General features: G+C 70.0%; 18 protein-coding genes. 9 read left to right on the top strand and 9 right to left on the bottom strand.

Annotated features, from left to right (window positions below; translation table 11 throughout):
* Positions 1-5 precede the first annotated feature (5 nt).
* Complete coding sequence (locus ABD908_RS11205) at positions 6-1094, top strand: S-(hydroxymethyl)mycothiol dehydrogenase (RefSeq protein ID WP_344995221.1); 1089 nt, start codon at positions 6-8, stop codon at positions 1092-1094.
* Entirely contained in the window at positions 1094-1876 is a 783-nt protein-coding gene (locus ABD908_RS11210) for an SDR family NAD(P)-dependent oxidoreductase (RefSeq protein ID WP_344995224.1), read from the top strand. Before ABD908_RS11205 ends, ABD908_RS11210 begins: the two co-directional genes overlap by 1 nt.
* A 28-nt stretch (positions 1877-1904) precedes the next feature.
* Here the strand turns inward: ABD908_RS11210 and ABD908_RS11215 are convergent, their stop codons facing one another.
* Positions 1905-2834: a zinc-binding dehydrogenase gene (locus ABD908_RS11215; RefSeq protein WP_344995227.1), complete on the bottom strand. Its 930-nt coding sequence runs from the start codon at positions 2832-2834 to the stop codon at positions 1905-1907.
* Between the two features lie 83 nt (positions 2835-2917).
* The gene (locus ABD908_RS11220; protein WP_344995308.1) at positions 2918-3349 is read right to left on the bottom strand and encodes an Lrp/AsnC family transcriptional regulator; all 432 of its coding nucleotides are present in this window, start codon (positions 3347-3349) and stop codon (positions 2918-2920) included.
* A gap of 165 nt (positions 3350-3514) precedes the next feature.
* Here ABD908_RS11220 and ald point away from each other — a divergent pair, with 165 nt between their 5' ends.
* Entirely contained in the window at positions 3515-4633 is a 1119-nt protein-coding gene (ald, locus tag ABD908_RS11225; RefSeq protein ID WP_344995230.1) for an alanine dehydrogenase, read from the top strand.
* Positions 4634-4668: 35 nt separating this feature from the next.
* Here the strand turns inward: ald and ABD908_RS11230 are convergent, their stop codons facing one another.
* On the bottom strand, positions 4669-6561 hold the full coding sequence (locus ABD908_RS11230; protein WP_344995233.1) for a putative nucleotidyltransferase substrate binding domain-containing protein: 1893 nt from the start codon (positions 6559-6561) through the stop codon (positions 4669-4671).
* Between the two features lie 138 nt (positions 6562-6699).
* On the opposite strand from ABD908_RS11230, the gene ABD908_RS11235 reads away from it, so the two are divergent.
* A complete protein-coding gene (locus ABD908_RS11235; RefSeq protein WP_344995236.1) occupies positions 6700-8208 on the top strand; it encodes an amino acid permease in 1509 nt (502 codons plus the stop codon).
* A gap of 111 nt (positions 8209-8319) precedes the next feature.
* On the opposite strand, the gene ABD908_RS11240 is transcribed toward ABD908_RS11235, so the two are convergent.
* The 3 genes from ABD908_RS11240 to ABD908_RS11250 are packed head-to-tail and all read right to left on the bottom strand — an operon-like array spanning position 8320 to position 11558.
* Positions 8320-8859 (bottom strand): PIN domain-containing protein, encoded by a 540-nt coding sequence (locus tag ABD908_RS11240; RefSeq protein ID WP_344995239.1) that lies wholly within the window; start codon positions 8857-8859, stop codon positions 8320-8322.
* Positions 8856-9974, bottom strand: coding sequence for a helix-turn-helix domain-containing protein (locus ABD908_RS11245; RefSeq protein ID WP_344995241.1), 1119 nt, complete (start codon positions 9972-9974; stop codon positions 8856-8858). The genes ABD908_RS11240 and ABD908_RS11245 overlap by 4 nt, the downstream gene beginning before the upstream one ends.
* 57 nt (positions 9975-10031) lie before the next feature.
* Positions 10032-11558, bottom strand: coding sequence for an AMP-binding protein (locus ABD908_RS11250; RefSeq protein ID WP_344995244.1), 1527 nt, complete (start codon positions 11556-11558; stop codon positions 10032-10034).
* 185 nt (positions 11559-11743) lie between these two features.
* Here ABD908_RS11250 and ABD908_RS11255 point away from each other — a divergent pair, with 185 nt between their 5' ends.
* Positions 11744-12406 (top strand): GntR family transcriptional regulator, encoded by a 663-nt coding sequence (locus ABD908_RS11255; RefSeq protein WP_344995247.1) that lies wholly within the window; start codon positions 11744-11746, stop codon positions 12404-12406.
* A 22-nt stretch (positions 12407-12428) separates the two neighbouring features.
* Here ABD908_RS11255 and ABD908_RS11260 read toward each other — a convergent pair whose 3' ends face one another.
* The gene (locus ABD908_RS11260) at positions 12429-13046 is read right to left on the bottom strand and encodes a TetR/AcrR family transcriptional regulator (RefSeq protein ID WP_344995250.1); all 618 of its coding nucleotides are present in this window, start codon (positions 13044-13046) and stop codon (positions 12429-12431) included.
* Positions 13047-13195: 149 nt separating this feature from the next.
* On the opposite strand from ABD908_RS11260, the gene ABD908_RS11265 reads away from it, so the two are divergent.
* From ABD908_RS11265 to ABD908_RS11280, 4 genes are read left to right on the top strand one after another with little or no spacing between them, the layout of a single operon-like run.
* Positions 13196-13951: an SDR family NAD(P)-dependent oxidoreductase gene (locus tag ABD908_RS11265; protein ID WP_344995253.1), complete on the top strand. Its 756-nt coding sequence runs from the start codon at positions 13196-13198 to the stop codon at positions 13949-13951.
* Positions 13948-14709, top strand: a complete 762-nt coding sequence (locus ABD908_RS11270; RefSeq protein ID WP_344995256.1) for an SDR family NAD(P)-dependent oxidoreductase — start codon at positions 13948-13950, stop codon at positions 14707-14709. Before ABD908_RS11265 ends, ABD908_RS11270 begins: the two co-directional genes overlap by 4 nt.
* A gap of 34 nt (positions 14710-14743) precedes the next feature.
* Positions 14744-15871: a DUF5938 domain-containing protein gene (locus tag ABD908_RS11275; protein ID WP_344995259.1), complete on the top strand. Its 1128-nt coding sequence runs from the start codon at positions 14744-14746 to the stop codon at positions 15869-15871.
* 4 nt (positions 15872-15875) lie between these two features.
* On the top strand, positions 15876-17429 hold the full coding sequence (locus ABD908_RS11280) for an AMP-binding protein (protein ID WP_344995262.1): 1554 nt from the start codon (positions 15876-15878) through the stop codon (positions 17427-17429).
* A gap of 12 nt (positions 17430-17441) precedes the next feature.
* Here ABD908_RS11280 and ABD908_RS11285 read toward each other — a convergent pair whose 3' ends face one another.
* Both ABD908_RS11285 and ABD908_RS11290 read right to left on the bottom strand, forming a co-directional pair.
* Positions 17442-17891, bottom strand: a complete 450-nt coding sequence (locus tag ABD908_RS11285) for an SRPBCC family protein (protein WP_344995265.1) — start codon at positions 17889-17891, stop codon at positions 17442-17444.
* A gap of 9 nt (positions 17892-17900) precedes the next feature.
* Positions 17901-19265, bottom strand: coding sequence for a M16 family metallopeptidase (locus ABD908_RS11290; RefSeq protein WP_425584371.1), 1365 nt, complete (start codon positions 19263-19265; stop codon positions 17901-17903).

Here is a 19265-nt window from a genome sequence, read left to right on the forward strand (position 1 = left end):
CGACCATGGCATATGAAGTGGCAGGTCTGGTCGCACGGTCCAAGGGCGCCGAGGTGACCAAGGAGACCGTCGTGATCCCCGATCCGGGACCGCGCGACGTGATCGTGTCGGTGGCGGCGTGCGGCGTGTGCCACACCGACCTCGCCTACCGCGACGGCGGGATCAACGACGAGTACCCGTTCCTGCTGGGGCACGAAGCCGCGGGCGTCGTCGAGGTGGTGGGCGACGATGTGACGCACGTGGCTCCCGGCGACTTCGTGGTGCTCAACTGGCGCGCGGTGTGTGGCAGCTGCCGCGCGTGCCGGCGCGGCCGCCCCTGGTACTGCTTCGACACCTTCAACGCGAGCACGCCGATGACGCTGGCCGACGGCACCGTCCTCACCCCGGCGTTGGGCATCGGTGCGTTCGCCGAGAAGACGCTCGTGCACGAGCTGCAGTGCACCCGGGTCGCGCCCGACACCGACCCCGCGATCGCGGGTCTGCTCGGCTGCGGCGTGATGGCCGGCCTGGGCGCGGCGATCAACACCGGGGCGGTCTCGCGCGGCGACTCGGTGGCCGTGATCGGCTGCGGCGGCGTGGGCGACGCCGCCATCGCGGGCGCGCGGCTGGCCGGCGCCTCCACGATCATCGCGATCGACCGGGATACGGCGAAGCTGGCGTGGGCCAGGGACCTCGGCGCTACGCACACGATCGACGGCTCCCAGGCCGCCGACGTGGTCGAGGCCGTGCAGGAGCTCACCGGCGGGTTCGGCGCCGACGTGGTGATCGACGCGGTGGGCCGGCCGGAGACCTGGAAGCAGGCCTTCTACGCCCGCGACCTGGCGGGCACCGTCGTCCTGGTGGGCGTGCCGACCCCGGAGATGCAGCTCGAGCTGCCGCTGCTCGACCTGTTCAGCCACGGCGGCGCGCTGAAGAGCTCCTGGTACGGCGACTGCCTGCCCGAGCGCGACTTCCCCGTGCTGATCGACCTGTACCAGCAGGGGCGGCTGCCGCTGGAGAAGTTCGTGTCCGAGCGCGTCGGCATCGACGACCTCGAGGCCGCCTTCGCGAAGATGAAGGCCGGCGAGGTCCTGCGCTCGGTCATCGTCCTGTAATGGACCTCGGGCTGGCGGGCCGCGTGGCCCTCGTCACCGGAGGCAGCAGGGGCATCGGGAAGGCCTGCGCGCGGGCGCTTCTCGCCGAGGGGGCACACGTCGCCCTGCTGGCCCGGGGAGCCGACGCGCTCGCGGCCGCGGCCGCGGAGCTGGGGACGGGCGTGCTCACGGTGCGCGCGGACACCACCGACGCGCGGCAGGTGCAGAACGCCGTCGACGCCGTGGTCGCGGAGTTCGGCCGCCTGGACATCGTGGTGAACTCGGCCGCGCAGCCCGCGTCGGTGAGCTCGGTGGGCACCGGTATCGAGGGAACCGATCCCGCCGAGGCCCTCGCGCAGGTCGACACCAAGGTGCTCGGCTACCTGCGCGTCGCCCGCGCCGCGGCACCGTACCTGCGGGCCGCGGTCCGGGCGAGCGCGGCGGCGGGGGCACCGGCCGGCGCCGCCATCATCAACGTCTCGGGTATGAACGCGCGCCGCACCGGCTCGATCGCCGGGTCGATCCGCAACATCGGCGTCGTCGCGCTGGCGCAGAACCTCGCGGACGAGCTGGGACCCGACGGCATCGCCGTCACCGTCGTCCACCCGGGCATGACGCGCACGGACTCGCGCGAGCTCACGCCCGGGCGGTTGGCCTCCGCAGAGGCGAACGCGCTCGGCCGAGTGGTCGACGCGGCCGAGATCGCCGACATCGTCTGCTTCCTCGCGTCCCCGCGGGCGGCCGCGCTGAACGGCGCGGTCCTCGAGGCCGACGGTGGCCGGCCGGGCACGCTGTACGTCTGATCGCGCCATCCCGGACACGCCGTGATCGTCACGGCGTGAACACGATCCGCTCGTCCGATGCGAGCGGCTCGGTCCAGGCGGACTCGACGTCGCGCAGCGGAACGGTCCGTGTGCGCACGTCGAAGGCGCCGGCGCTCGCGGCCTCCGCGATGGCCGGCAGCTCGGCGATGTAGTCGCGGCCGGGTACCGATCCGACGCCGCTGCCGACAATGCTCAGGCGGGCGGACCGCAGCGCTGCGGAGGGGATCGCCGCCGTCGCACCGGTGATCGACCCGATCTGGATCCAGGTGAGTGGTCGGCCGCGGTCGGCGCGCGCGGTCAGCATGTCCACGAGGCCGTGCTCGGCAGTGGCGCCCCAGAGGTAGTCGATCACGACGTCGACATCCGCGGCGGCGGCGAGCCCGTCGAGGGTGCACACCTCGTCGGCGCCCAGCGCGCCGAGCTCCGCGAGCCGCTCGCGATTGCGGCCGGCGGCGATCACCCGAGCCGCGCCGAACCGCTTGGCGACCTGGATCGCCACGCGCCCGGCGTTGCCGGTCGCCCCGATCACGAGGACGCTCTGCCCCGCCTCGAAGTCGATCCGCCGCCGCAGCGCGACCCACGACGACATCGCGGGGTTCATCGCCGCAGCGACGGCGACCGGGTCGACGCCGTCGGGCAGGATCACGCTGCGCCGCGCCTCGATCACCGTCCGCTCCGCCATGGTGCCGAACGCCGTGTCGTCGAGCAGCGCGTACCGCAGCCGGCCGTCGGCATCGCGGACGACGGCGTCGATGCCGGGAACGATCGGGAGCTCCCCCGTGCTGGTGTAGTGCGAGCCGTCGGCCTGCGAACGGACCCGCTGGTGCAGGGCGGCGGCGACCACATCGACCGCCAGTTCATCAGGCCCGGCGACCGGCTCCGGGTACTCGAGGTAGCGGGGCGGGGCATCGAATGTGGTGACGACTGCGGCATGCATGACTGCTCCTTCGGTTGGTAGTACCAACCAAAATATAGTAGGTACTACCAACCAATGCAAGGTGTGGTCGGGACCGAGTCGGCTCAGCCGCGGACGTGGTCGAAGACGAGCGAGGTGTGCGTGCTCGCGACCTCCTCGCGGGAGTTGAGGTACTCCACCAACCGACGCAGGTCGTCGGTATCGAATGCCGCGACATGCAGCAGGAAGTCGTCGTTACCCGCCAGGAAGTACGCGTCGATGACCGGGTCGAGGCCGGTCACCGTGGCGACGAAGTCACGGATCCGGCCGCGATGCTCGGACCGTAGGGACACCGCGATCATGGCCCGCAGCGGTCGGCCGACCGCTGCGGGGTCGACGTCGGCGAAGAAGCCGCGGATCACGCCGGTGTCCACCAGGCGTCGGACGCGCGCGTGCACGGTCGACGGTGCCAGCCCCACGGCCTCGGCCAATGCCACGTTCGACATCCGCCCGTCCACCTGCAAGAGCCCCAGTAGCCGGCGGTCGACCTCGTCCATGACCGGCCGCGGATTGTTCAGCTGCGGAGTCGAAAAATCCGATTCCGCCGGTGATCCGTTACCCATACCATCACCTTACAGAATTTTCGACAGCAGTATTGCGATGTGGTCGAACGTTATTCATCCTTGTGTCGTACCGCACACCACGTCACAGGAGCTGAGACCATGCGCGTCGGAATCCCCACCGAGATCAAGAACAACGAGTACCGCGTGGCCATCACCCCCGGCGGCGTCGCCGAGCTGGCGCGCCGAGGGCACGAGGTGGTCATCGAGGCCGGCGCCGGACTGGGTTCGGCCATCACCGACAACGACTTCAAGGCCGCCGGCGCGCAGATCCTCGCCACCGCCGAGCAGGTCTGGGAGCAGGCGGACCTCCTACTGAAGGTCAAGGAGCCGATCGCGCCCGAGTACGCGCTGATGCGCGCGGGCCAGACCGTGTTCACCTACCTGCACCTCGCCGCGTCGCGGCCGTGCACGGACGCGCTGCTGAAGTCGAAGACCACGTCCATCGCCTACGAGACCGTGCAACTCGCCGACGGGTCGCTTCCACTGCTCGCTCCGATGTCCGAGGTGGCCGGGCGCCTCGCGCCGCAGGTCGGCAGCTATCACCTGATGCGTGCCCACGGCGGTCGCGGCCAGCTCATGGGTGGCGTCCCGGGCACCGCGCCGGCCAAGGTCACCGTGATCGGTGGCGGCGTGTCCGGCGTCAATGCCGCGCACATCGCGGCCGGGATGGGCGCCCAGGTGACCGTCTTCGATCTCGACATCGCCAAGCTGCGCCACATCGACGCCCAGTTCGGCGGCCACGTCCAGACCCGCTACTCCACGGCGCTCGCGCTGGAGGAGGCGGTGATCGAGTCCGACCTCGTGATCGGCGCAGTGCTGATCCCCGGCGCGGCCGCGCCGAAGCTGGTGTCGACCGAGCTGGTGCACCGGATGAAGCCGGGCGCCGTGCTCGTAGACATCGCCATCGACCAGGGCGGCTGCTTCGCCGACTCGCGCCCCACGACGCACGACGACCCCACGTTCACCGTCGGCGAGACCGTCTTCTACTGCGTCGCCAACATGCCTGGCGCGGTGCCGCGCACCTCGACCTTCGCGCTCGCGGGGGCGACACTGCCGTACGTCCTGCGGCTAGCCGACTCCGGCTGGCGTGCTGCGTGCGCGACGGACCCGGCGCTGGCCGCCGGCCTCTCGACGCACGACGGTGACCTGCTGAACGCGAAGGTCGGTGCGGCGCTCGGAATCGATGCGGTCGACTACCGGACGCTGCTGCGCGCCTGACCCACGGCACCCGGCGAACCGTCCTCGGCGGCTCCTCACCACTCGGAGCCGTCGAGATAGGTCGCCAGGTTGCTCATCCGGCGCTGCACGGCCGCGATCTCTCGGACGGACTGTTCGAGCAGACTCCGGGACAGCGGCGAGATGCTCCGGATAGCGATGATGTCGGTGGGCCCCCGGCCGGCGTTCATCTGCGCCACCTGGTGCTCGAGCCGCAGCCGCATCAACACCGAGAAGACCTCTGCCAGGACCTGCGCCGAATCATCCGGCAGGACAGCCGAATCGGATCCGGCAGCGAGTCGGCTCCTGGTCTGCAATTTGGTGGACCCCCGTGCCAGTGCCGCCCAGCGGGCGATGTTCACGATCGGAACCAGCGCGTGCGACTTGATGTCGAAGGTGCCGCCCCGCAACGAGATCACGTCCCGCAGCGACCGGATCCTGGCCTTCGTGGTCAGGGATTCGCGCAACATCAGCCTGAATGCCCGAGGATGTTCCGAGAGGTGTTGATACACACCCGCGACCGGCTGCAGAGCCAGGTCGCCCCATGCCGGCCGCGCGTCGATGAGCAGCGACGCCATCATCATGGCCTGGTTGGTGAGCGGGTCGGCGATCCACGCCGACGCCGCCTCCAGCCACTCCCGTTCGGTGCGGCAGAACCGGGGCGTCGCGGCCACGGCGCCGTTGGTGTCGGACGGGATGCCGCACTCCTCCAGCCGCGTGTGAACCGCCGCGGCCAGCGCCAGCGCCGCCGACCTCTTCCGCTCCACGTCCGCTCGCGGGGTGCCCTCCGGCAGGTCGGTGAGGATGATCGCGCTGTCGACGTCCGAGCTGGGCATCACCTCGCGCCGCGAGACGCTCCCCAGCGACAGCCACGTGAAGTCGCCCTCCTGCAGGTCGGGATGCACCGGCAGCTCGAGCTCGATGCACCGCCGCACCATCGCCTCCGTCGCCACGGACGCGACGCCCGAGATGTGCCGCGGATTCTCCTGCTGCCGCAACAGCACCGGGAAGATGTCGCGGATCCGGCGGCCCAGCTCGGGCAGATCCGACGCAGGCGCGTGCTCGATCTGCCGCTGCAGCGCGAACGTCGACGTGGTGGGCGACGTCAGGAAGTCGACGTCCTGCACGACACCGAGCAGTCCGCCACCGTCGTCCAGCACGGGCATGTAGTGCAGCTTGCGGTCCAGCATATCGATCAGCACGTCGGACGAGATCGCCTGCGCCTGCACCGAATACAGCGGCGCCGTCATCACCTCTCCGACGGGGTCGGTGACGGGGCGACCGGTCGAGATCACCCGTGCGCGCAGGTCGTGGTCGGTGACGATGCCGGCCGGACCGTCGGGCCCGCTCACCACCACGTAGCCGGACCTGGCTCCCGTCATCTGCACGGCCGCGTCCCGAATCGTCACGTCCGGCCCGCAGACCACGGGGTCGCGCCGCACGATCTCGGCCGCGGTGCGCTCTCGCCGCTCCGACGCGACGCCCTGCACGACGGGCTCCCGCGCGAGCTCGCTCGCGAGGAACGCCGCGCCCGCCGGCGTGGAGAACATCGGGGCCACCGACCACGCCGGCAGACGGAGCAGGGTCACGTCGGACAGCGCCACCGCGCGCGGGCCGCCCTTCGCGCCGGCCAGGATCACCACATAGCCGAACACCCCACCGGGACCCACCACGTCGTCCAGCCCGGGCAGCTCAGCACCCTGGGCGAGCGGCACCGTCGGGAAGTTCCACAGCCCCACCCTCCCCCGTAGCACCACCCAGGCGTGTTCCGGCGACGACGAGAGCCCGTCGAGGATCACCGCGTTCTCGGGGAAGTCGCGCAGCGCCGACTCCTCGATGAGGCGGCCCAGCTCGTCACCGTCGAGGCCGTCGAACGGCGCGTACCGCCCCAGGAACGCCACCAGCTGCTCAGGGGCCGAGAAGTCGGTCATGCCACATGTTTACACATCAGGTCCCCCAGTCATCATCCGGTCATATCCACGTAACGTCCCCACGCAACGGTGGCACAGGGCTAGATTTGCCATCCGAACGCGATAAGTACCTAATGCGAATCTCAAGAAAGTGAACCCATGACACAGGTCGACAAGTTCGCCGCCGAGCAGGAGGGCTACAAGCAATCCCTCGGCCGCCGCCAGGTGCAGATGATCGCCATCGGCGGCGCCATCGGTACCGGCCTCTTCCTCGGCTCCGCCTCTCGGCTGGGCAGCAACGGCCCCGCGTTGCTGTTCAGCTACGCGTTCGTCGGCGTGATCGCCTTCTTCCTGATGCGCGCACTGGGCGAACTGGTGCTGTATCGGGCGACATCGGGCGCGTTCGTCTCGTACGCGCGGGAGTTCTTCGGCGAGAAGGCCGCCTACGTGACCGGCTGGATGTACTGGCTGAACTGGGCGCTCACCGGCATCGCCGAGCTCTCTGCCGTCGGCGCCTACGTCAAGCACTGGTGGGCCAACATGCCGTCCTGGCTGACGGTTCTCATCGCGCTCGCGGTGGTGCTCGTCATCAACCTGCTCTCGGCCCGCGCGTTCGGCGAGTTCGAGTTCTGGGCGTCCGTGCTCAAGGTCGGCGCGATCGTGATCTTCCTCGTGGTCGGCATCGTGATGGTGGTCGGCTCGATCAAGATCGGCTCCGGCGCCGGCGCGCACCGGGCCGGCATCTCCAACCTGTGGAGCAATCCCGGCGGCTTCTGGCCCACCAGTGGCGATTTCCACTGGTACGGGCCGATCCTCGTGATGTCCGGCGTCGTCTTCGCCTACTCGGCCATCGAGATGGTGGGCATCGCAGCCGGCGAGATGGAGAACCCGGCGCGTGAGGTCCCCAAGGCCGTGAACGCGGTGATCATGCGTATCGCCATCTTCTACTGCGGTTCGATCCTCCTGCTCGTGTGTATGCTGCCGGCCACCGTCTACGGTGAGAAGGTCAACGGCGTCAACGTGTCTCCCTTCGTCACGGTGTTCGGGAGGATGGGGCTCGGATGGATGGCCGACGTCATCCAGGCCGTCCTGATCGTGGCGGCGATGAGCTCGCTGAACTCCGGTCTTTACACCACCGGGCGAGTCCTCCGCAGCCTCGGCATGAGCAAGGAGGCGCCGAGGATCGCCACCAAGATGAGCCCGTCGGGCGTGCCGTGGGTCGGCATCGTCGGCACCTCCGTGATCTACCTGCTCGGCGCGTTCCTCAACTACAAGTTCCCCGGGGACGCGTTCGACATCGCGCTCGAGGCTGCGTCGGTCGCCATCGTCTTCGTGTGGGGCTCGATCTTCGCCTGCCAGATCAGGTTCCGGCAGCTGACGGACCGCGGTGTGCTGCCGCCGAGTTCCTTCCGGGCACCGCTCTCGCCCTGGACGAGCTACATCGGCCTGGCGTTCCTGGTGTTCGTGCTCGCCGGCATGGCGATATCCGGCTGGCAGAGCTCGACGCACTTCTGGGAGAAGACCGACTTCATCGTGGTGGTGATCGGCATCCCGGTACTGGCGGTCCTGCTCGTCGCCGGCTGGTTCGCCGTGCGCCGCAGCGTGATCGACAACACCGACGGCCAGATCGCCCCGATGTGGAACAACTCGGGACCGACCTACAAGTAGCCCCGGCCCACTCCCCCACGGGAAGCGCCTACCCGCCTGCATCTGCAGGTGGGTAGGCGCTTCCCGTAGGGCCTGTTCTTACGATCGCTCAGCGGACGCCCGCTCAGGCTGTCACACCAGCCCCTGCTCCGAAGCCCATCGCTCGAAGCCGCCAGGCGCGAACGGGAGGCGGTAGGTTGTGGCGAGCAGATGATCGGCTATGTCGCTCACCAGGTCGATGGTGAGCAGTCCACCGCGGATCGCGTCGCACAGCAGAGCCAGTGTTCCCTTCCGTGCGATCCTCATCTCCTGTGCCGCAGTGCGAGCCGCACCGTCGTCGACCACCGCGGTCGCACGGTGTACCCGGGCGTACGCGAGGACCGACGCCTCGCCGACGTTCCGATCGCCGACCACGAGCCGCGCGGCCACATCGGCGAACGCGGAGATCTCGCTCGGCGATTCCAATCGCTCGACAACGATCCAGTCCGAGTCGAGCACCATCTGAAGGTGCGGTCGGCCAGGCAGTCCCATGCGTCGCTCCGCCTCGACCGCGTCGGTGATCACGACCTGCCGCTCCCCCGCCACAGATCGCAGAACGCCCAGCCACCCGGATTGCGCGAGGTGGCTCAGTGGACCCGTGTCGAGGACGAGGGCGCCCTCGACATCCGTCACGAGACGAACTGCCAGATCGCCGATTCCGGGAGCGTCGGCAGCGGAGGCAGGTCATCCGGGCCCCATGTGTCGAACATCAGGTCCAACGCGCGCTCAGGGCTGACGGCCTCGCGCTCGTACAGTCGCACGACGGCGGCCGCGTAGGCCCGCGGCACAGCGCCGGCGGCCGCCGAGTCGCGGACCACGAGCCCGTGGGTGACGATGTCGGCCTGCGTCGTTCGGACAGCTCGGACCCGGTCGGCGTCCTCTGTGGACACGATCGCCAGCTCCGACAGACGCCGGGCCAAGGTCGTCATGTCGACGCCGTACCAGCTGCCCGCCTTGACTGCCGCTTGGCGCAGGCCGCCGTCACCACCGCGCCACTCCACCCAGCGATGGATGAGATCCGCCTCGGGCAGGAGTAGCGCGCGTGCGAACCGGTCGAGCAGGCCCTCACAACTGCCGCTGTCGCCCGCCACCCGCCAGTCCACCGTGTATTGGTCCGCTACGAGGACATGGCCCAGTTCGTGTGCCAGCGACAGCCTCCGCTGTCCGCCGTACCGGGTCCCGTTGACGACGGTGACGGCGCCCTGGTCGAGCAGGATCGTCGCCGCATCCGGTGAGTCCAGGCCCAACTCCACGCTGAACGCGAAGACACCGATGCCGCTCAGCATCGCCACCAGATCGCGCACAGGCTCGTGCGGCGTGACCTTGAGCAACTGCCGCGCGGCGACGGCGAGGGTCTCGGCATCGTTTCCTGAGGTCGGTATCGGATACGCAGGCAAGCGCACGGCAGACTGACCGAATCGCTGGTCGTGGGCGATGACGAACTCCACGGCACGCGCGCAGCGCTCGACGACCGCATCGATCGTCGGCGCACGATCGACTGACGACGAGGCATTGCGGTGCGACACGATCGCCGCGGGAGTGTCCGTGACGAACCACTCGATACGTTCCCCTGTGGCCTCCGCGATACGCGCGAGCTCGAGCGCACCGATGCGGCGAGACCCGGTCTCGATCTTCGCGACGCCGGAGCGGTCCACGTCGATCGCGGCGCTGAGCTCCGCCTGTGTCAGGCCCGCGCGTAGCCGAGCCTGAGCGACCCGCTCGCCGAGGGCAGCGAAATCCAGAACCATGTGTGCGATTCTAGAACATTCTGCTCGGAGCGGCCGCCGGATCAGGCTCGTCCCAGGTCAGGCCGTGAACAGCCCGGCGTACCGCTTGCGCAGTTCGGCCTTCTGCACCTTGCCCATCACGTTGCGCGGCAGGGACTCGACGATCTGCACCGCCCGGGGCTGCTTGAATCGGGCCAGATCCGGCGCGATGAACGCGAGGATCCCGGCACCGTCCACGGCTCCCGCGTCGACACCCGGTCGCAGCACCACGACCGCCACCACGGTCTCGCCGAAGTCGGGGTGCGGCACACCGATCACGGCCGACTCGAGCACGTCGGGATGCGCATCGATGAGCTCCTCGATCTCCTTGGGGTACACGTTGAACCCGCCGGAGATCACCAGGTCCTTGTCGCGGCCCACGATCACCACGTACCCGTCCTCGTCGATCCGGCCCACGTCGCCGGTGATGAAGAAGCCGTCCGCGCGGAACTCGGCGGCCGTCTTCTCGGGCAGCCTCCAGTAGCCGGCGAACACGTTGGGGCCGCGGACCTCGATGCTGCCCACCTCGCCGTCTGGCACCTGCGCACCCGTCTCACGGTCGGCCACCCGCACCTCGATGCCGGGCAGCGCGGGCCCGACGGTGCCGGGCTTACGCGCGCCGTCGTACGGGTTCGAGGTGTTCATGCAGGTCTCGGTCATGCCGTAGCGCTCGAGGATGGCCTGGCCGGTGCGCCCGGCGAACGCCTCGTGGTCGCTCGCGAGCAGTGGTGCCGAGCCGGAGACGAACAGCCGCATCGTCGCCACGCGCTCGCGGTCCAACCGACCGTCGCCCGCCAGCCGGGTGTAGAAGGTGGGCACGCCCATCAGCACGGTGGCCTTCGGCAGCAGCGCGATGACGGTGTCGAGGTCGAACCTGGGCAGGTAGAACACCGACGCGCCGGTGGTGAGCGTCAGGTTCATCGCGACGAACAGGCCGTGGGTGTGGAAGATCGGCAGGGCGTGGATCAGTCGGTCGCCTGACGTGTAGCGCCACGCCTCCGTCAGCGCCGCGCAGTTGGAGGCGAGGTTACGGTGCGTGAGCACCGCGCCCTTGGAACGGCCGGTGGTGCCGGAGGTGTACAGGATCGCGGCCGGGTCCGACGGTGCCGCCGCGTACACGTCCGTGTGCGGCGCGACGGCGTCGAGCCCGGCGAGCAGCGTGCCGTCACCGTCGGCGCCGAGGGTCTCGACGACCAGCGACTCGGACGCGCGGCCGGCGTACTCGCCGAGTCGCGCCGGCGAGCACACGAGGACCCGGGGCTCCGCGTCGGTGAGGAAGTGCTCCATCTCGTGGCCGGTGTAGGCGGTGTTCAGCGGCAGGAACATGCCCCCGACCTGCAGGACCGCGAGGTACAGGGCGATCGCCTCCCACGACTTGTCCACCTGCATCGCCACCCGGTCGCCGGCCACGACGCCGTCGGCCACCAGGCGAGCAGCGATGCGCTGCGCCAGCTCGGCGGTCTCGCCGTACGTGACGACCCGGCCGCCGGGCAGTTCGAACAGCGTGGCGTCGGGGCGCTCCGCCACGCGGCCGGCGAACGAGCGGTGGATGGCCTGGAAGGTCATGCGGGGTTCCTCTCTGCGCGGCGGGGTCGTACCGGTAGTCGATCATCACGCCGTACGACCGACGCCGGACCTGCGCCGGACGGCATGCGACCCCCGCTGTATTCGATACCATCTCTGTTATATATAACATCGACCATACGGTATGGATGTAGCGGGCACAATGGCTGAACGAACGGAGGTGCCGGATGGCGCGGGTCCCCGAGTCCCAGCGAGTGCGCGAGGCGATCGAGGCCGCCGTCGTCGAGGGCCGCTACCGCCCCGGCGACCGCCTGGATCCCGCCCGGCTCGAGCAGGAGTTCAGCTGCTCGCGCACGCCGATCCGGGAGGCGCTGCAGGCACTGGAACGCTCCGGCCTGGTATATATCCGCCCCAAGCAGGGCACGTACGTCACCGAACTCGACGCGCTCGAGCTCGCCGAGCGGTTCGAGGTGATGGCCGAGCTCGAGGGTATGGCCGCCCGGCTCGCGTCGCGTCGCATCGAGGCGGCGACCCTGGTCGACCTACGCGCAGCGCTCGCCGACTGCGAGCGGTACGCAGTCGCCGGCGACGCCGACGCCTACTACCACGCCAACGAACGGTTCCACGGCGTCGTCTACGACTCGTGTGGCAACGAGTTCCTCCGTGACCAGGCCGCGGCGCTGACGCGAGCCCTACAGCCGTACCGTCGGCTGCAGCTACGGGTCCCCGACCGGATGCGCCGTTCACTGGCCGAGCACCGCCGGATCGCCGATTCGGTCGCCGCGGGCGACGCGGCGACGGCCGAGGAGGCCGCCCGCGAGCACGTGCTCGTGCAGGTCCAGGAGTTCAGCCGACTGGTGCGCACGCTGCGCCGACCGTCCACGGGATGACGCTACCCGGCAGACGCTGCGGTCACATCCCCGCCAGCGCCGCCCGCACGGCCGTCCGTAGCTCGTCCGCGGCCTCCGGACGGCCGTCCATGTGCCGCAGGAGCGCCCGTTGGAACAACCCGTCCAGAGTGGCGTACGCGGCTTCCGGCGAGACCGTGGGCTCACGCCCACCCAGCTCCGCGTGCCTGTGCACGACGTTCCAGATCATCTCCAAACGCCGCTGCTCGATGTCGAGCACGTCTGCGCGGAACGACTCGACGAACATGCTCTGGTTCCTCAGGTCGTACCAGAGCCGGTGCACCGGGGCATCCGCGCGCAGCGTCGCCGCAACGGCCTCGCCGAAGTCGAGACGCAACCCCTCCGCGGATCCGGCCGTCGCCACGATGTCGTCGTACCGACCCACGCACGCCGCCTCGAACTGGCGCACGCTCTCCGCGAGCAGGTCGTCCTTGTCCTCGAAGTAGTAGTGCAACACCCCGTGCGAGAACTCCGAGTGCTGCGCGATCTCGCGCAGGCTGGTGCGGGCATAGCCGAGTTCGGCGAGGGTCTGCAGCGCGGCGGCGGCCAGTTGGACGCGGCGCGTCTCGAACTTGTCGACCCGCGAACGCGTTCGGCCGACCCGCGAATCGTCGATCACCATCGTTCCCGCCTCGGATCCCCTGCTGTGGCACGAGTGTAGCCGCCCGGCACGGCTCGCTGGAAGCCGGATTTGGACGCTCGTCAAGGAAAGTCTTGACGACCGTCCAAATCCGTCTCTAGTGTGATCTACATCTCACCGAGGAGGTACACGTGGAACTGGACGGCAAGACCGCACTCATCACGGGCGCGGCGCGCGGACTGGGGCTGGCGATCGCGCAGCGATTCGCCGCCGGGGGTGCCCGGGTGGCGCTCGCAGACATCGATGGCGACACCGCGCGCGCCGCCGCGACGGCCATCGGCGGCGGCGCCGTCGGCCTGGCGTGCGACGTCACGGATCCCGCATCGGTGCGTGCGGCGATCGACGGTGCGGTCGCGGCATTCGGCGCGCTGTACGTGATGGTCAACAACGCCGGCATCGAGATCGGCAAGCCGATCCCCGAGACGTCCGACGAGGAGTTCGCGCAGATCCTGGACGTCAACGTCAAGGGCACGTTCTACGGGATCAAGTACTCGATCGCCGCGCTGGCGCAGACCAGGGGGACGATCCTCAACCTCTCGTCCGTGGCGGGTCTCGCCGGCGTACCGCTGCTCGGCGCGTACTGCGCCACGAAGGCCGCGGTGATCCGGTTGACGCAGACCGCGGCGATCGAGCTGCGCGACGCCGGCATCCGGGTGAACGCGCTGTGCCCGGCCTTCATCGGCACCGCGATGGTCGACCGGTTGGTAGCCCCGTTCGAGGCCGCGACCGGCGCCGACTTCGGCGACCTGGTCGCGGCCGCGCAGGGCCGCCTCGGCACCGCCGAGGAGGTAGCCGAGATGGCCGCCTTCCTGGTCTCCGACGACGCCGGATTCATCACCGGCTCCTTCTACACCTTGGACAACACACTGACTGCGAGGGTGCTATGAACGGCGTACTCGAGGGCAAGACCGCCGTCGTGACGGGCGCGGCGAAGGGAATCGGGCGGGCCGTCGCCGAGGCGCTCTCCGCCGCAGGCGCACACGTCGTGGCGGTGGACATCGACGGCGACGGTGCCGCCGCGACCGCCGCCGCGCTGGCCTCGGCGACCGCCAAGCAGTGCGACGTGCGCGACGAGGCGGCAGTCGGGCGTCTGTTCGACGAGGTGGTCGCGGAGCGCTCCCGCGTCGACGTCCTCGTTGCGGCGGCGGGTGTCGCACGAGTCGGGCCCCTGGTCGGGATGTCGCTGGCCGACTGGCATTCGGTGCTGTCCGTCGACCTCGACGGGGTGTTCCTGTGCGCGACGCGCGCCGCCGCGGCGATGTCCACCACGGGCGGCGGGTCGATCATCACCATCGCCTCGATCAAGGCGTTCGGCGGCTCCCCCGCGATCGGCCACTACGGCGCGGCCAAAGCCGGCGTCGTCTCGCTGACCAAGACCCTCGCGCTCGAGATGCGGGACCACGGCATCCGCGCGAACGCCATCTGCCCCGGCTGGATCGGCACCGACATGGTCTTCGACCGCACGGCCGAGCTCGAGAGCGCTCTCGGCGTCGACATGGGCGCGGTGATCGGCCACCTGCAGGGTCGGCTCGGCGAGCCTGCCGAGATCGCGCCGCTGGCGGTGTTCCTCGCCTCCGATCGCTCGTCGTTCTGTTCCGGCGGCACCTACGTCGTCGACGGTGGCGCCACCGCGTCCCTGGTCTGACCCCGATCCCCAGTTCCCCGAAAGGACCGCCGATATGGCAACCAAGCACCCCGTGATCGTCTACGGCGCAACGGGTTACACCGGAAAGCAGGTATGTGAGTATCTGCGCGAGTTCAACGTGCCGTTCATCGCCGCCGGGCGGGACCGCGCCCGGCTCGAGGAGACGCTGGCGAGGGTCCCGGGCATCGAGACCGCGACGTACGAGATCGCCGAGGTGGGAAACGACGTCGCCGCGCTGACCGAGTTGTTCACGGGTGCGCAGGTGGTGTGCAACACGGTCGGACCGTTCGCGACGCTGGGCCACGAGGTGGTCGAGGCGGCCACAGCGGCCGGGGTCCACTACCTGGACACGTCGGGCGAGCAGGACTGGCTGATCGACTGCGACGAGAAGTACTCCGCGGGAATGGCCGACAAGGGCCTGCTACTCGCCCCCGGCACCGCGCAGATGTACACGACCGGTGAGATCGCGGCCGAGATCTGCCTCGAGAACCACGGCCTCGACACCCTCGACATCCAGGTGTTCTGGAAGGGCTTCCCGACGGTGGCGTCCACCCTGACCATCCTGGTCAACGCCGCGCTGGCGAAGGCGTACTACCTGGAGCAGAACCAGTACGTCGAATGGCCGGCCGACCAGGGCCTCGAGACCGTCACGGTGCCGGGGCAGCACGAGACGGGGCTGGCCCTGCCGTGGGGCGGCACCAGCCACCCGGTCTGGTATAGGCGGGATCCGCGCGTGGCGAACGTGCGGGTCCTGGGCGGCGTGCAGAACAAGCCGCTCATGCTGGGCGTGCCGCAGATCGTCGCCGGCGTGGTCGAGCAGGTCGCCGGCCTCGACGAGGCCGCCAAGCTGGAGGTGTTGGCCGCGACGTCCGCCCAGGTGCGCTCCGAGATGCCGCCGCGCGAGAACACGCGCATCAACACGTCCACCGACTCCGTGTACGCCTCCGGGCCGCTCGGGCGCGCGCACTGCGTCATCTACGGCAACTGCAACTACAAGCAGACGGCCCTGCTCCAGGCGTACTGCGCATACTCGCTGCTGCAGCAGGCGCCGCGACGCACCGGCTTCGCATCCGCGTGCCAGGCGTTCGGCCACCGCACGTTGCTCGGGCAGCTGCGGGCTTTCGGGCTGGTGCTCGAACCGGTGCTCACGGTCCACCGGTGACGCGATGCGGTTGATCGACTACCTCGACAAGGGCGCGAGCCTCGGCCCCGACGCACTCTGTCTCACCGCCGACGACGCTTCGCTGAGCTACGCCCAGGTCCAGGCGCTGTCGTGGCGGGTCGCGCGGGCGCTGGAGCGGTCGGGGATCCACCCGGGCGAGAAGGTGGCGATCCTCTCGGCCAACGACCCGACGGCCTTCGCGTGTGTCTTCGGGATCTCGCGGGCCGGCGCGGTGTGGTGCCCGGTGAACCCGCGCAACGAGGCCGCCGAGAACTGCCAGCTGCTCGACCTGTTCGACTGCTCGGCGGTCCTGTACCAATCGGCCTTCGCGCCGGTGATCGGCCGGATCCGCACCGACCTGCCACGGATGACGACCCTCGTGTGCCTGGACGCAGACGGCGCCGCCGCAGACGGTGCCGTGGCGGGGGCCGTGGCGCTGACCGCCTGGCTCGCCGACTCCGACGACGGGCCGTGGCAGGCCGACACCGTCGACGACGTGGCGATGCTCGTCGGCACCGGCGGCACCACGGGCGCGCCGAAGGGCGTGCAGCTGACGGGGCACAACGTCGAGGCGATGAGCGCGATCACGCTGATGAGCTACCCGTTCGAGGGTCGCCCGCGGTACCTGGCGCTCGCCCCGCTCACGCACGCGGCGGGCGTGCTGTGCTTCCCGATCATGGCGTTGGGCGGCGAGATCGTGGTGCTGCGGCGACCCGATGTCGGCGACTTCCTCGCGGCGATCGCGCGACACCGGATCACGCACACGTTCCTGCCGCCCACGCTGATCTATCTGCTGCTCGATCACGCAGGGCTGCCGGACGCGGATCTGTCCTCGCTGCAATGCTTCTGGTACGGCGCCGCGCCGATGTCGGCCACCCGGCTCACAGAGGCGATCACGCGGATCGGGCCGGTGATGGCGCAGTTGTTCGGGCAATCTGAGGCCCCGATGATGATCTCGACGATGTCGCCGGCGGAGCACTTCCTGCCCGACGGTTCGCTCGCGGCCGAGCGCCTGCGATCCGCGGGGCGCCCAAGCCCGCTGACGCTGGTGGCGATCATGTCCGAGCGCGGCGACCTACTCCCCACCGGCGAACGCGGCGAGATCGTCGTGCGCGGGCCGCTGGTGTCACCGGGGTACTACCGGAATCCCGACGCCACTGCCGAGGCGTCGCGGTTCGGGTGGCACCACACCGGCGACATCGGCTACCTCGACGACGACGGCTATCTGTTCGTCGTGGACCGCGCGAAGGACATGATCATCACCGGCGGCTTCAACGTGTACTCGATCGAGGTCGAGAACGCGCTGATGCAGCACCCCTCCGTCCGGGACTGCGCCGTGATCGGCCTGCCCGACGACAAGTGGGGCGAGCGGGTCACCGCGGTGTTGCAGCTGCATACGGGACAGACGGTGGACGCGGCCGAGGTCAAGGCGTTCGTCAAGGAGCGGATCGGCAGCGTGAAGAGCCCGAAGGAGGTGCGGGTGTGGGACGACCTGCCCCGCTCGAAGCTGGGGAAGGTGCTCAAGAACGAGATCAAACAGCAGATCACGGCGGGCTGAGCCGAGGCCGACTCAGCCCGCCGCGCGCTCCAGGTTCCGGCGCAGCGCAGCGTCCGTGGCGCGGATCGCCTGCGTCGCGAACGGGTCGACGAGCGCACCCAGGGCCCGGCCCGCGAATCCGCCGGGTAACGAGTAGACGAATTCGGCCGACAGCGCGGTCGTGCCCACGTCGACGCCGGGTGCGAACGTCCACCGCGACACGGCCCCGTGCGTGCCCTGCGACTGCAGCGTGATCAACCGGTCGGGCTCGAACTCGGTGACCTCGACGGTGGTCCGGATCGCCTTGGGCCCCACCTTGATCGCGACGTCGAAGCACGCGCCGAGCCCGTGGTCGAGGTGGCCGAGGGGCACGAACCGCGAGACGCCGAAGAACCAGTCGGGGACGGTACGGTAGTCGGCCACATACGCGAACGCGGTACCGACGAGCACCCGGGCCACCGCGGTGTGCGAGATCGTGGTCACGACCGCAACCTACCCGAGCCAGCTACGGATCGCGGGCGGCTGCGTCCGCCGATTGCGGTACGGGCCCACCAACGCACCGCCCACGGGACGCGAGAACAACTCACGAGCAACACGATTGACGTCCTCGAGCCGCACAGCATCGATATCCCGCAGGGTGCGGGCCACCGATCGCTGGTTCTGGTAGCGGATCTCGCTGCGCCCGATGCGATGCATGCGGGACTGCGCGTCCTCGAGCCCCAACACCAGCCCCCCGCGCAGCGAGCCCTTGGCGCGGGCCAGCTCGTCGGCGGCGATGCCGTTGTCCCGGACGTCCTCGAGCACGCCACGGGCGAGCGTGGTCACCTCGCCGAGCCGCTCGGGCGAGCAGCCGGCATACAGGAACCACATGCCGGTGTCCGAGTAGGTGTCGACGGCGGAGTAGACGCTGTAGGCGAGCCCCCGCTCCTCACGGATCTGCAGGAACAGGCGCGAGCTCAGGCCCCCGCCCACCGCGGAGTTGAGCACCGACAGCGCCCACCGGTCGCGCTCGAACCTGCCGAACGATCGCACCCCCACGACCAGATGTGCCTGCTCACTGTCGCGGCCCACCGCATCGAACTCGGGCAGGCCGGTGAGGCGCCGGGTGCCGGCCCGTACGGGCGCCGACTCCGCGGCCTCGTCCAGATGCCCCGCGAACGCGCGCCGTGCGAGACGCACGACCTGGGCGTGCGTGACGTTTCCGGCCACCGCGAGCACCATGCGCTCCGGCGTATACCTGCGGCGGTGGAAGCCGCGCAGCCGGTCCCGGCTCATCGCCGACACGGTCTCGACGGTGCCGGTGACGGGTCGGCCTAGCGGGTTGTCGCCCAGCAGCGCCGCCGACGCGCAGTCGATCGCGAGGTCCTCCGGGTCGTCGTCGCGCATCGCGATCTCCTCGAGCACCACCTCGCGCTCGATCTCGACATCGGCGGAGCGGCACTCGCCGCGCAGCACCACGTCGGTGACCAGGTCGACGGCGAGTTCGAGGTCGGTGTCCAGCACGTGCGCGTGGTAGCAGGTGAGTTCCTTGGACGTGAAGGCATTGAACTCGCCGCCCACGGCGTCCATCTCTGCGGCCATCGACGCCGCGGTACGCGTGGGAGTCGACTTGAACAGCAGGTGCTCGAGGAAGTGCGCCGCACCCGCCGACGCCGGGTGCTCGTCCCGCGAGCCGGTACCGACCCACAGGCCGACCGCGGCCGAGCGCGACCCCGGCACCGTCTCCGTCACGATCCGCAGTCCCCCGGGCAGCACCGTGCGGCGCACCGCCGGCTCGCGGGTGCCGGTGACCCGCGTCTGGGGAGACGGGCGCGCCGGCGCCGCTGTGCGAGCGGCGCCGGCGCGACTGGTCGTCAG

This window comes from Tsukamurella soli, assembly GCF_039541155.1.
Classification (GTDB): domain Bacteria; phylum Actinomycetota; class Actinomycetes; order Mycobacteriales; family Mycobacteriaceae; genus Tsukamurella; species Tsukamurella soli.